The organism is Chloracidobacterium thermophilum B (assembly GCF_000226295.1).
GTDB classification, from domain to species: Bacteria; Acidobacteriota; Blastocatellia; order Chloracidobacteriales; family Chloracidobacteriaceae; genus Chloracidobacterium; species Chloracidobacterium thermophilum.
Genome location: NC_016025.1, coordinates 310,136 through 322,911, shown reverse-complemented (window position 1 = coordinate 322,911; position 12,776 = coordinate 310,136). Strand labels below are relative to the sequence as shown.

The following is a 12,776-nucleotide window of genomic DNA, read 5'->3' as shown; positions in this document are numbered from 1 at the left end:
AAGGAGTGCGCCCATGTCGCGCCACGTACAGATTCTTGCCACCGGCTGTTACGTCCCTGCCCAGGTCGTGCCCAACGCGGTCTTTGACGAGCGCTTTGGCGAACCGGTCGGAGACTGGCTGGTGGCCAATGTCGGCATTCACGAACGGCGCTACCTGAGCGAAGGTGAGACCACCTCCGACATGGTGACGGCCGCAGCCCGCCAGGCGCTCGAACGGGCGCAACTGAATCCAACCGACCTGGACCTCATCATCGTTGCCACCGACACGCCGGATTACCTTTCGCCGGCAACGGCTTCTGCCGTTCAGGCGAAGCTGGGGGCATCGCGCGCCGGCACGTTTGACCTCAACGCCGCCTGCGCCGGTTGGGTCACGGCGCTCAATCAGGGAGCACTGACGCTTCTGGGTGACACTGACTACCGCTACATTCTCGTTGCCGGCGGCTATGCCATGAGCCGCTTTCTCGACCCAAACGATAAGTACACCGCCACGTTGTTTGCCGACGGCGCCGGGGCCGTCATCCTTGGTGCCGCCGAACGTCCGGGCTTTCTCGCCGGCAAGCTTCAGGCCCTTGGCGCGTTCCACGACGCCATGGGTATTTACACCGGCGGCGCTTTCCGCCCATGTACGCCGGAGACACTCGCCACGTACGGGCCGCCCAGAGTGCAGTTTGTCCGCAAGTTTCCACGCACCTTCAATACGGAATACTGGCCCGGACTTATCCGTGCAGCGCTTGCCAAAGCCGGCCACGCCCTCGATGACGTGGATTGGTTCCTGTTTACGCAAATCAACCTGCGCACCATCGAAATGGTGATGCAGCAACTCGGACAACCGCTCGCAAAGACCCACTGGGTCATGGACAAGTGGGGCTACACCGGCTCGGCCTGTCTGCCCATGGCGCTCGATGACCTGGTTGTGACGCGGCGCGGTTTGCGTCCGGGGCAACTCGTCGTCTTCTGCGCCAGCGGCGGCGGCATTGCGCTGGCAGCTTCTGTCTGGAGGTGGCAGCAAGGATGATTGGGCTGGGTGATTACCTTGGGCGACGCGCTGTGTATTCGCCTGAAGCGTTGGCCTTCGTGGATGCTTCAAAGCCGGAGCCGCTTCGCCTGACCTTTGCCGAAGCCAATGAGCGGGCCACGCGCGTCGCTGCTGCTCTGCGCCGGCTGGGCGTCACCGCCGGCGACCGGGTGGCCATTCTTGCCCGCGATGGCATTGAGCATCTCGACTTGTTCTTTGCCTGCGCCAAGCTCGGCGCGCTGCACGTGCCGTTCAACTGGCGGCTTCACTGGCGGGAACAACTGACCATCCTGGGGCAGATTCGCCCGCGCGCACTGGCCTTTGGCGCGGATTTCGTCCCGACGGTCAGCGCCATGCAGGAAACCGGGGAACTGGACGGGGTACAACTCGTTCATCTCGATCCCCAACCGGTGGCTGACAGTCTGGCCTTTGCCGACTGGCTGGCAACGCCAGCGCCGGATTTCGTCCCAACCCCGGTACAGCCGGAAGACATCGCGGCGCTCATCTTTACCGGTGGGACAACCGGAACTCCCAAGGCCGCAGCCATTTCGCACCGGCAGATCGCCTGGAACACCCTCAACACGGTCATCCACGACCTGCGTCATGGCGACCGCTACCTGAATGTGTTTCCGCTGTTTCACACCGGCGGGTTGTTTGTCTATACCGTCCCGCTGGCCATTCTGGGCGGGACGACCATTCTGGTGCGGCAATTTGACGCCGCACAGACGCTTGACCTCATCGCCCGCGAGCGGGTGACGGTCTTTGCCGGCGTTCCGACGATGTACCAGATGATGCAGGCCGCGCCCAACTGGGACACGGCTGACCTGTCTTCGCTGCGCTTCTGTACCAGCGGAGGCGCGCCGCTGCCGTTGCCCGTTATCGAAGCCTACCGGACGGCCAAGGGTATTTGTTTCAAGCAGGGTTTTGGGATGACCGAGTTCGGTCCCGGCGTCTTTGCCCTGGCGCCGGAAGATGCCGAACGCAAGGCCGGCTCCATCGGACGGCCCAACTTCTTTGTCGAAGCCGCCGTGGTGGACGAACAAGGTCACAAACTGCCGCCGGATACCCCCGGCGAGCTGGTACTGCGGGGGCCGTCCGGCTCATCCGGCTATTTTGGCAACCCGGAAGCCACGGCGGCCAGCCGCGACGCTGAAGGGTGGTTCCATACCGGCGACATGGCGCGGCAGGACGCCGAAGGCTACTTCTTCATTGTGGACCGCAAGAAGGACATGTTCATTTCCGGCGGCGAAAACGTCTATCCGGCTGAAATCGAACAGGCGCTGTATGCCCACCCGGCCGTGGACATGTGCGCCGTTGTGGGCGTTCCTGACCCCAAGTGGGGCGAGGTCGGCGTGGCGTGCGTCGTGCTGAAACCGGAGATGACCGCCACCGAGCCGGAACTCATCGCCTTTTTGCGCGACCGTCTGGCGGGCTACAAGGTGCCCAAGGCGGTACGGTTTTTCGACGCCCTGCCCATCAGCGCTGCCGGCAAGCTGCTCAAGCGTGAGCTGCGCGAGCGGCTGCTTGGTTCACCCAACGGATAAATCATCCTGGAAAAAATCCCTACCAGTTCACTCAGGAGTAAGGAGTTCACCCCCATGTGCAACCGACTTTTGCGCCTTTGTCTGGCGCTTTTCATTGGCTGCCTGGCCGGGGCGCCCGTCTTTGGGCAGGTCTCGACCGGACAGTTGAGCGGCACCGTGACCGATCCATCGGGCGCCGTTGTTTCCGGTGCGACCGTCACCGTCATTCAGAAAGGCACGGGCACAACCCGTACGGTGACGACGGGCGACGCCGGCACTTATACCGTGCCGCTGCTTCCACCGGGCACCTACCGGGTCGAGGTCACGGCACCCAACTTTCGCAAAACCGTTCTGGACGATGTTCCGGTGCGGATTACCGAAAACACCACAGTTGATCTCACCTTGCAGGTCGGCGATGTCAGCGGCGAAGTCGTGGTCGTCACGGCCGAAGGGCCGCTGGTGCGGACGGACTCATCGAGCCAGGGGCGCGTCATCGAGGAGCGCAGCCTGCGCCAGTTGCCGCTTCCAACCCGCAACTTCCAGCAGCTTCTGACGCTCAGCGCCGGCACCTCGGCCAACATCACCAACACGTCAGAAGTCGGACGCGGCGACACGGCCATCAACGTCAACGGCCAGCGCACAACGAGCAACTCGGTGCTCATCAACGGGATTGACGCCAACTCGATTGGGACGGGTTCAACGCCTAATCTGGCCGTTCCTGCCACGGACTCGCTCCAGGAATTCATCGTCCTGACCAGCCAGTACGATGCCTCAGCCGGGCGCAACGCTGGCGGCATCGTCACGGCCGTGACGAAATCGGGCACGAACGAGTTTCACGGCAATGCCTACTTTTTCCTGCGCGACACCTCGCTCAACGCCAACAACTTCTTCCTCAAGCGCCAGGGCATTGATCGTCCCACCAACGAACGCTACCAGTACGGCGGCACGCTCGGCGGTCCCATCATCAAGGACCGGCTCTGGTTTTTCGGCTCCTACCAGGGCACCCGTGAAACCAACGGCACGTCGCTGACCAACAGCCTGTCGGTGGTCGGCACGCCGCCCGACCTGACCGATGACCGTTCGGATGCGGCGCTGGCGGCGTTGTCCCGCGCCCGCGCCCCCGGACTGGCCGCGTTTGGGCAGCTTGGTTTTGTCAACCCCGTGGCCCGCCGTCTGCTTCAGGCGCGTTATCCTGATGGCTCCTTCCTCATTCCGTCGGGCAACGGGCAGATTGCGCGCATCCTGCCGACGCTCTCGAAATTCCGGGAAGAACAGTTCAATGCGAACGTGGATGCCCAGCTCGGCAACGCCAACCGGCTGGCCGTCAAGTTTTTCTTTGCCAACAACCGGACTGACCAGGGTTTGTTCAACCAGTTCGGGTTGGCCAACGCCCTTCAGACGCCGGGCTATCCGGTGCGGACAGAAGCCAACAACCGCTTCCTTGCTGTCACCGACACCCACGTGTTTGCCAGTGGCTTCATCAACGAAGCGCGCTTTGGCTTCAACATCATTCCGGCAAAAGCGACGCCGACCGAACCGTTCACGGCGAATCAGTTTGGCATCAACTCGCCCAATCGCAGCCGCTTCCCCGGCATGCCCGCCATCGGGCTGACCAATTTCTTCACCGCCGGGCCCTCCGGTTTTTCGGCCAGCGACAACCAGGCCGACACCCTCACGGCCGGCGATACCGTGACCTACACGACCGGCAACCACGCCCTGAAGTTCGGCGGTGAGTACCGCTACAACCGCGTCCGGGTGGAGTTTGACATTTTTGCCCGTGGTTCGATTACCTTCACCGGCGCACTGACCAATCTGGCGGCCCTGGCGCCGCTCTTTACACCGGGACGGCGCGATGCCTTCACGGAATTTCTCGTGGCGGATGCCTTTCCGGGCTTCAATCCGGTGTTTTCGATTATCGGCCCCGGATCGGCCAAACGGCAGGTGCGGGCGCATGACTTCGCGTTGTTCTTTCAGGACGACTGGAAAATCCATCCGCGCCTGACCCTTAACCTTGGCATCCGGTACGACTACTTCGGCCCTTTTTTCGACACCGAAGGCCGCTTCGTGACCTTCGATCCTGACCGCTTCCGCGCCAACGCCCCCGGCAACGGCTTCCTGCAGGCCGGCAATGCCAGCCCTGGCATTCCCAACGTGCCTAAAGTCGAGCGGGGACTCGTGCCGCCCGACCGCAACAACGTTGCACCCCGGATTGGGTTTGCCTTCCGGCCGCTCGACAGCAACCGGTTCGTCATCCGGGGCGGCTACGGCATCTACTATGACCGTCCGAACTCGCGCGTTGTCAACAACCAGGGGCTGACCTATCCCTACTACACGCTGGCGCTGGCGCAGTTTTCGCGACCCTTCGCCAACCCGTTCGTACCGATTCCACAGCAGTACCCGGTCGGCTTCCCCTTCATCGTGCCGAATGACCTGTTCAACCCCTCGCTGCCGGTAGGGCCGACCAACCAGCCGAACATTGTCATTCCGGTGCAGGGCATTTACCTCAACCGCAACCTGCGCACGCCTTACGTCCAGCAGTATTCCCTTGGCGTGCAGTGGGAGTTCATCAAGGACACCCAGCTTGAAATAGCCTACGTCGGCTCGGTCGGCCGCAAGCTGACGCGCTTCCGCAACCTCAACCAGACGACCTCGCCGAATGCGGTCGGGACGTTCACCCTCAGCCCGCTGTTTTCGACGATTCCAACCATCGGTTTTGGCGTCCACGCCCAGGAAACAACCGCCAACTCCAGCTACAACTCGTTGCAAATCAGCGTGACGCGGCGGCTGGCCAAGGGGCTTCAGGGGTTGTTTGCCTACACGTGGTCACACACGATTGACAACTACTCCGGGCAGATCACTTCCGCCGGGACGAGCGACGTGTCGGCCGACGTGGGCGACCAGGCCACCTTTGCCGGAACGCGCGGGACGGCAGACTTTGACCGGCGGCACCGCGTCGTGGCCAGCTTCGTCTATGACCTGCCGAAGTTCTATCAGGGCGACGGCGCGCTGAAATACCTGGTCAACGACTGGCAGATTGCTGTGGTGTCCATCGTCCAGTCAGGACTGCCCTTCAACGTGATTTCGGGGCGCGGACTGTTCGATGCCTCACGGGCGGACTTTGTCCCTGGCTTCCGGGGTAGTGCCGCGCGCAGCGGGGATGTGCGTCGTCGGCTGGACAACTACTTCAACACAGGTGCGTTTGTTGTCGCCACAGGCGTTGGCAACTTTGGCAACACCGGCCGCAACATCCTGCGCGGCCCGGCGCAGGCCAACAGCGACATTTCCATCGTCAAGTTCTTCCCGATTGGTGAACGGCAGCGGGTTGAATTCCGCACGGAATTCTTCAATGCCTTCAACCAGACGAACTTCGCCAATCCGGTCAGCACCGGAGCGCCACTTGTGCCGGGTGGCCCGCCGTTGAACCCCAACTTCGGGCGCATTCTCTCGACTTCGACGGGGCCGCGGCTCATTCAGTTTGCGTTCAAGTACAGCTTCTGACCGCCACCGGCAGGCAAAGGCCGGCAACATCAAAAGGGGTGGAGGACACGTTCCCCACCCTTTTTATTCTTCGCGTGGCCCGGTTTGCCGGCCGTGTGTTCCGGCTACTCGATATTGACCGAGATGAAACGGAACTCCCAGCGGCCGTTGAGCTGCACTTCGACTTCGAGCACCACGGTTTCACCAAGGCGCAGGTTCTGGGTAAGTTGTGCTAGGTCTTCGGGCGACCTGACCGGACGCCGGTTCAGGCTGTGCAGCACCATCCCCTTGACCAGGCCGGCTTCGTCGGCCGGGCTGGCAGGACGCACCGACTCGACGAGGACACCTTCCGGACGACGCAGTTTGGAAACCAGATCAGCCGGAAGCGGCACCGCCTTCAGGCCCAGCAGGTTGGCATCCTGGGCAGCCTCGGTTTTGGGCGTGGGTCGCATCGCCGTTTCGGCGGCTGGGCGCTCATCAATCGTCACCTGCGTCTGCTGGCGCTGCCCATCCCGGATGAACTCGACCGTCACCGTTTTTCCGACTTCGGTTTCAGCGACTTTGGTCGTCAGTTCGCGCTCATTGCGGATGGGCATGCCGTCGAAACGCACGATGAAATCTCCGCTCCGCAAACCGGCGCGCGCGGCCGGGCTGTCGGGGCCGACCGTATCCTGAACCAGCGCCCCTTCGGTACCGGGCAGGCCCAGCGACTTGGCCTGGGCTTCGGTCAGCGGTTGCACCGGCAGGCTCACACCGAGCCAGCCCCGGCGTACCCGCCCTTCCAGAATGAGTTTGCGGCAGATGCGTTCGACGAGGTCGGAAGGAATGGCAAACCCGATGCCTTCACTGCCGCCTGACTCGGAAAGGATCATAGTGTTGACGCCGATGACTTCCCCCCGCAGGTTGAGCAGCGGCCCCCCGGAATTGCCCGGATTGATGGAGGCATCGGTTTGCAGATAGTTGTTGTACTGCGCAAACCGGTTGGTGCGCGAACTGGGCAGGTTGCGGCCCGTGGCGCTAATGACGCCCACGGTCAGGGTTTGTTCAAGGCCGAACGGCGCGCCAATCGCCATCACCCAGTCGCCCTGCTCCATTTCTGACGGATCGCCAAGTGTCACCGGCGTCAGTCCCGTCAGGTCAACCTTAATCACGGCCAGATCGGTAGCTGCATCCACGCCGACCAGTTTGGCCAGGGCCTGCCGGCCATCATCAAACGTCACCCGGATTTTGTCAGCTTTGCCAACAACGTGTTCGTTGGTGACGATGTATCCATCGGGGCTGATGATGAACCCGGAACCAGAGCCACGCTGTTTGAGGCCGTCTTCCATTCCCGGAATCGGCGGATGATTCCGTCCCAGCCCCAGCGATTCGGCGGAAATGGTCTCGACGACCCGGAGGCTGACCACTGACGGCTTGACGAGTTTGCCAATCTTCCGAAAAACCGTGGAAAGGTCGGCCGCCACGCCGTTGAGCGGCTCTCCCCGGTGTGACACGATGGAGAGCTTTGACAGATCGGGGGCCGCCGGGCGCGCGGTCCGGGCGAGCACCATCCAGCCGCTCACGACCAGTGCAAACCCGATAGAGACAACCAGCACCGACTGGAGCGCAAAACCAAGCAACTTGCGACGTATCTGCATAGGGGCCACGTCCGATGGGAAGGAATAGGTAATGGGAGGAGGACAAACGAGTGTGAGGCGCATGCAACCCGACTGTCAACGATGGTTGTCGCTTGGTGTGCCGTTTCCAGCGCAGGTTACGGTGCGAATTTTCCGACTTTTTCCCCCGGCTAGGTCTCTACAGTGGCAGGTGCTTCCAACCCACACCAAATGAACTGAACCAAGGCCATGATGCCACGTTTGTTGCCAGCCGGAATGTTCTGCCAATTGCTTTTTGGCGGCCTGTGGCTAGGCGTCACGGGTGGATGGCTGGTTGCCCAGCAGCCATCCCGCCCGATGCCGGAACCGGACGCCGATGGGGCCATCCTGCGCCAGGGGGCAGAACTGCCGGCAGCCCTTTATGAATCGCGCCTGCTGGTACGGGTGTTGGGGCTGACGCCGGAACAGCGCCGGCAGATGCAGGAAGTGCGCCGCCAGGAGGGACCAACCCTGAATGCGGCGCGGCGGGAGGTCTTCCGGCGTCGTCAGGCCCTCACGGAAGCCATCTACAGTGTGGAAACCAGTGAGTCATTGGTTGAACAGTGCGCCCGTGAGCTGGCCGAAGCCGAAGCCAACCTGACCCGGCTTCGGGCGCGGATGCAGTATCGCATCCGAATGGTCCTGACGCCCGACCAGGTGCGTATCCTCAATGAGTTACGCGCCGATCCGGGAACATTCCAGCCCCGTGCGCCGGAGCGCCCTGGTCAACGTCAGCCTGGCCGTCCGCCAACGCCATAGCCTTGCCCATCGCCTCGAACGTAAAGTCATCATGGTGGCTTTCCCGTGTGGGATGGGGCTTCGGCATCGGCGTGCTGTGCTGGCTCAGCGCCGCGCGCAGCGGAACAACCCCGGAGCGTTACGGCAACGATTTCACCGTGTTTTATGCCGCCGCGCGGCAGGTGTGGCTGACGGGGAATCCCTACGAGATTCCCATCCGCGCCGCCACACCCTATCTCTATCCGCCCTTGTTTGCCCAGCTTCTGACACCGCTGACGTGGCTCCCCCTGCCGGCGGCGGCATTCCTGTGGGCTGTGGGTAACATCCTGGCCGTTGGCTGGCTGTGGCGACTGGTACAGCCGGTTCTGCCGGCGACGCCCGACCAGAACCTGCCGCATGCCGGGTGGTGGCTGGTGCTGGGACCCGTTCTGCTTGGCAACTTCCTGCTGGGGCAGGTCAATCTCTGGATCGCCGCGCTCGTGACCTTTGCCTTGCTGGCAGATGCCCAACGGCAGTGCGCCGCAACCGGCGGACTGGCGCTGGCGGCAGCCGTCAGCGTCAAAATTTCGCCGGTATTGCTGATTCCATACTTCGTCGGGCGGCGCGCGTGGCGTTTGCTGGCGTGGTGGGCCGTGTGGATGGGGCTGGGCAATGCGCTGTCCTGTTGGGGGCTGGGCCCCCACAGGTGGGCCATCCTGCACGACTGGTACCGGGAAATCATCCTTCAGGGGTGGCATTTTGATTTTGCCGTCGCCAGCAACCAGTCGCTCTACGGTGCGCTTTTGCGGGTTATCCGGTGGGCTGGTGTTGGGGAACAGCTTCCCTACTGGCCGGTGGCCTTGCTTGGCAGCGGCGGGCTTTTCCTTCTTGGGCAGGTCTATTGCCGGGGAGTAGGGCCGTCGGTGTACCGGGTGGCAGCCGTGGCCAGCGCGTGGGGCGTCCTTGGCAGTCAGCTCAGTTGGGTGGCGCACTTTGCAACATTGGCCCTGGTGGTTGCCATCCTGCTTCGCTGCCAGAAAAACCATTCTCTGGCACGGATGTGGCTTGTGGCCTTCGGGTGTGTACGTGGTCGGGTTTCCAGGTTGTCCCAGGTGTGCTGCGCCTGGGGGTTGCGGCGTGGTCGCTCTTTGCGCTGGTGGGACTGGGCGCTACACTGACGCTTGCCTTTTCAACTGAACAGGACTTGCCGGAGCGTCTGGAAACGACCGAGTAACCTCTGTCGTTTGCCCGGTGGATTTCAGGTTTGCATGTCATCCGTCCAAGTCGCCGCTGAGACAAGCCAGATGGAGTTCGATACCAGTCCAGCCGCAGAGTGCCGTCTGACGCGCAGTGATACCTTCGCCGTAGGCCTTTTCACCGTGCTTTACATCCTTCAGGTGGCGCATGCAGCAGTGACCCGTTCTTTCTGGCTGGATGAATTGTTTACGTTTTACATCGTCACTATGCCGGACTGGGCCGGGATGATGGACCTCATCCAGCGCGGCCCCGACCAAAACCCGCCGCTGTTTTATGCCCTGACGCGCCTGGTCGTCTCGGTTTTGAGCGAAGGTGAATGGGCCTTCCGCCTGCCGGCGATGACCAGCTACGGGTCTGATGAAAAACCCACCTTACCCAAGGGTATCCTCTGCTTTCACGCCCCTGATCTCCATCTGCGGGCGGTCCCCATCGCGGGAAAGTAACCGGACCGTCGCCTTCATGTTCGGCGTCAGGTGCAACGCCTCCATCAAATCCGTCGAAAGCCGTAGCATTCCACCCCGCCCGCCGGCAATGTAAGCCGTTACACTGCCCAAGACACCGTTGATCTCAAATGTAACGGTAACGCAGGTCGCCGAAGGCAACCCATGAGCTTCCTTGACCGACGGCGGCAACCCGATAAACGTCCGCTGGTGCGGATCAACACAGGCAAAGTTTCTGGCAAGCTGCGCGGCTTCACCCGGCAGAATGGGCGAAACCGGCGCGGTGTACTCAAAAATTGGACTCAGCATCCCAGTGCCCCTTTGTGAAAAACACCAAAGCTACACGCCGGGCAGCCGGTGACCCGCTGGCTTGACGGTCACTTGTCACTCAAACCAGAATTTCCGCACCGGAGTACTCCCGGAATCCTCATGCCAAAAGCATCATTCCAGTATTCAACTCAAGGTCAAGCCTATGTCCCAGACCAAGACACCCCGCAACGTCCTTGGCGGCCCGCTCGAAACCTGCTGCACCTCCCCGATGACCGGCTTTTACCGGACGGGCAAGTGCGAAACCGGCCCCGATGACATCGGTACCCACGTCGTCTGCGCCCGGATGACGGCCGAGTTTCTGGCCTTCACCAAATCGCGGGGCAATGACCTGTCAACCCCCGCCCCGTGGTTCCGCTTTCCCGGACTCAAACCCGGCGACCAGTGGTGCCTCTGTGTTTCCCGCTGGAAGGAAGCCCTTGAAGCCGGTGTCGCGCCGCCGGTCATTCTCGAAGCCACCCACGAAAAGGCGCTCGAAGTGGTCTCCCTTGCCGACCTCAAACGCCACGCCCTGCCGGAGCCGTTCAGCGATGTGGATGAAATCGCTCTGCCGGATGACGAAAAAACCAGTTAGTACGCCCTCGTCCAACCGACGGCCCGCTCACGATGGCACATCGTGAGCGGGCGCTCCGGCTGAAACCTAGAACGGGGTCAGCAACATATCCCCCAGTTCGACATAGACATTTTTGACCTGCGTGTAGTGGCGCAGCGCCTCCGCGCCTCCCTCACGGGCATTGCCGCTTTGCTTGTAGCCCCCAAAGGGCGCGTGCGGGAAAAAGATGTTGTGGTTGTTGATCCATACCTGCCCGGCACGCAGGGCTTTCATCATGCTGAGACCGCGCTTGATGTCGCGCGTCCAGACGGAAGCCGCCAGCCCATAAACCGAATCGTTGGCCTGGGCAATCACCTCGTCTTCATCCTCGAAAGGAATGACCGACGCCACAGGCCCAAAGATTTCCTCCTGCGCAATGCGCATGCGATTGTGCGCGTCGGCAAAGATGGTGGGGCGCAGATAGTTGCCGGCTTCCGGCAGCCCGGCCGGATGCGTGCCGCCCGTGATGAGCCGTGCGCCTTCTGCCTGCCCCAATTCGATGTAACCCAGCACCTTCTCGTATTGGCTGCGGGTCACGAGTGGGCCGTTGTTGGTCGCCTCATCGAGCGGTGGACCCACTACGAGCCGGTCAGCTTCCGCAGCAAAGCGCTCCAGGAATTCCTCGTACACAGCGCGGTGGACGAAAATCCGCGTGCTCGCCGTACAGGTCTGGCCGGAGTTGTAAAACGTCCCCATCAGCGCGCCCGTCACGGCCAGCTCCATGTCGGCGTCGGCACAGATGATGAACGGCGACTTGCCGCCAAGTTCGAGCAGCACCCGTTTGAGCGTCCCGGCCGCGGCCCGGCTCACCAGCTTGCCGGTTTCCGTCCCACCGGTCAGCGACACCAAATCCACTTCAGGATGTTCAAGCAGGTAAGCCGCCACTTCATGCCCCGGTTCGGTGACGATATTGAGCACCCCATCGGGCAGTCCGGCGGACACACACAACTCGCCCAGTTTCAGCGCCGTGAGCGGCGTTGCCGGCGATGGCTTAAGCACCACACTGTTGCCAGCCGCCAGTGCCGGAGCGATTTTGAACGCCGCCAACACCAGCGGATAGTTGTTGGGCGCAAACCCTACACACACGCCCACCGGCTCCCGCAACGTAAAATCCAATCCCGATGCCGGCACCGGGATGGTTTCGCCGTAGATTTTGTCAGCCCAGCCGGCAAAGTGCCGGAACGTGTCCACCACCACCGGGATTTCAAAGGCGCGGGCATAGCCAACCGGCTTGCCCTGATCCATAGCTTCAAGCTGCGCCAGAACATCGAGATTGGCTTCGATGAGGTCAGCCAGCCGGTTCAGAATCTTCGCCCGCATCGAGCCGTCGGCATTGCGCCAGGTGCCCAGTTCAAAGGCTGCACGCGCCGCCTGTACCGCCCGCTCGGCGTCGGCGACTGAAGCATGGGGAACCGCCGCCAGCGGCATCCCATCGGCCGGCGAAACCGTGTGAAAAACACGCCCGTTTTCAGCCCCAACGAGCTGTCCGTCAATGAGCATCTGGTAGGTCGGCAGGTCCGCAGTCGCCGGAGTATCGGGTGCGGTGTGTGGAGCAGACATGGATTGGTCGTCCTTTCGCCAAGGTGAGAACTGAGGCTTACGTTAGGCACACCTTCGTTCCAAAACAAGGGCCAGCGCCCTGTCTGTTTCCTTGTCAGGGCACCCGTTGGGTCATCCCCACGGCATTGCCGCTTTCGCTGGTCCGGAAACATGTTCCGCGCAACACCGGACGCCGGAAACCTGCGAGGCTCAGCAACGGAAGCCGTCATTGTTGCTGACTGTCAGATGTGATAC

Annotated in this window: 10 protein-coding genes; 7 read left to right on the top strand and 3 right to left on the bottom strand. The window is 62.2% G+C overall.

All coding sequences use genetic code 11. The features are described 5' to 3' along the window. Positions 1-13 precede the first annotated feature (13 nt). The 3 genes from CABTHER_RS12405 to CABTHER_RS12395 are packed head-to-tail and all read left to right on the top strand — an operon-like array spanning position 14 to position 6,036. Complete coding sequence (locus tag CABTHER_RS12405) at positions 14-1,015, top strand: 3-oxoacyl-ACP synthase III family protein (protein WP_014101002.1); 1,002 nt, start codon at positions 14-16, stop codon at positions 1,013-1,015. Further along, a complete protein-coding gene (locus CABTHER_RS12400; RefSeq protein ID WP_014101001.1) occupies positions 1,012-2,559 on the top strand; it encodes an acyl-CoA synthetase in 1,548 nt (515 codons plus the stop codon). Before CABTHER_RS12405 ends, CABTHER_RS12400 begins: the two co-directional genes overlap by 4 nt. 54 nt (positions 2,560-2,613) lie before the next feature. Then, on the top strand, positions 2,614-6,036 hold the full coding sequence (locus CABTHER_RS12395) for a TonB-dependent receptor (RefSeq protein ID WP_014101000.1): 3,423 nt from the start codon (positions 2,614-2,616) through the stop codon (positions 6,034-6,036). A 104-nt stretch (positions 6,037-6,140) separates the two neighbouring features. Here the strand turns inward: CABTHER_RS12395 and CABTHER_RS12390 are convergent, their stop codons facing one another. Beyond that, positions 6,141-7,652 (bottom strand): trypsin-like peptidase domain-containing protein, encoded by a 1,512-nt coding sequence (locus tag CABTHER_RS12390; protein WP_014100999.1) that lies wholly within the window; start codon positions 7,650-7,652, stop codon positions 6,141-6,143. 210 nt (positions 7,653-7,862) lie between these two features. Here CABTHER_RS12390 and CABTHER_RS12385 point away from each other — a divergent pair, with 210 nt between their 5' ends. From CABTHER_RS12385 to CABTHER_RS12375, 3 genes are all read left to right on the top strand, one after another. Further along, positions 7,863-8,408 (top strand): Spy/CpxP family protein refolding chaperone, encoded by a 546-nt coding sequence (locus tag CABTHER_RS12385; RefSeq protein ID WP_228374110.1) that lies wholly within the window; start codon positions 7,863-7,865, stop codon positions 8,406-8,408. 47 nt (positions 8,409-8,455) lie between these two features. Then, positions 8,456-9,544: a glycosyltransferase family 87 protein gene (locus tag CABTHER_RS12380; protein ID WP_014100997.1), complete on the top strand. Its 1,089-nt coding sequence runs from the start codon at positions 8,456-8,458 to the stop codon at positions 9,542-9,544. A gap of 90 nt (positions 9,545-9,634) precedes the next feature. Then, complete coding sequence (locus tag CABTHER_RS12375; protein ID WP_148264100.1) at positions 9,635-10,066, top strand: hypothetical protein; 432 nt, start codon at positions 9,635-9,637, stop codon at positions 10,064-10,066. Here CABTHER_RS12375 and CABTHER_RS17095 read toward each other — a convergent pair. Then, positions 9,995-10,372, bottom strand: a complete 378-nt coding sequence (locus tag CABTHER_RS17095) for a hypothetical protein (protein ID WP_148264099.1) — start codon at positions 10,370-10,372, stop codon at positions 9,995-9,997. The two genes, CABTHER_RS12375 and CABTHER_RS17095, sit on opposite strands and share 72 nt — an antisense overlap. 163 nt (positions 10,373-10,535) lie before the next feature. On the opposite strand from CABTHER_RS17095, the gene CABTHER_RS12370 reads away from it, so the two are divergent. After that, entirely contained in the window at positions 10,536-10,964 is a 429-nt protein-coding gene (locus tag CABTHER_RS12370) for a DUF2237 family protein (RefSeq protein WP_014100995.1), read from the top strand. 66 nt (positions 10,965-11,030) lie between these two features. Here CABTHER_RS12370 and CABTHER_RS12365 read toward each other — a convergent pair whose 3' ends face one another. Continuing rightward, positions 11,031-12,542, bottom strand: a complete 1,512-nt coding sequence (locus tag CABTHER_RS12365; RefSeq protein WP_148264098.1) for an aldehyde dehydrogenase family protein — start codon at positions 12,540-12,542, stop codon at positions 11,031-11,033. Between the last annotated feature and the right edge of the window lie 234 nt (positions 12,543-12,776).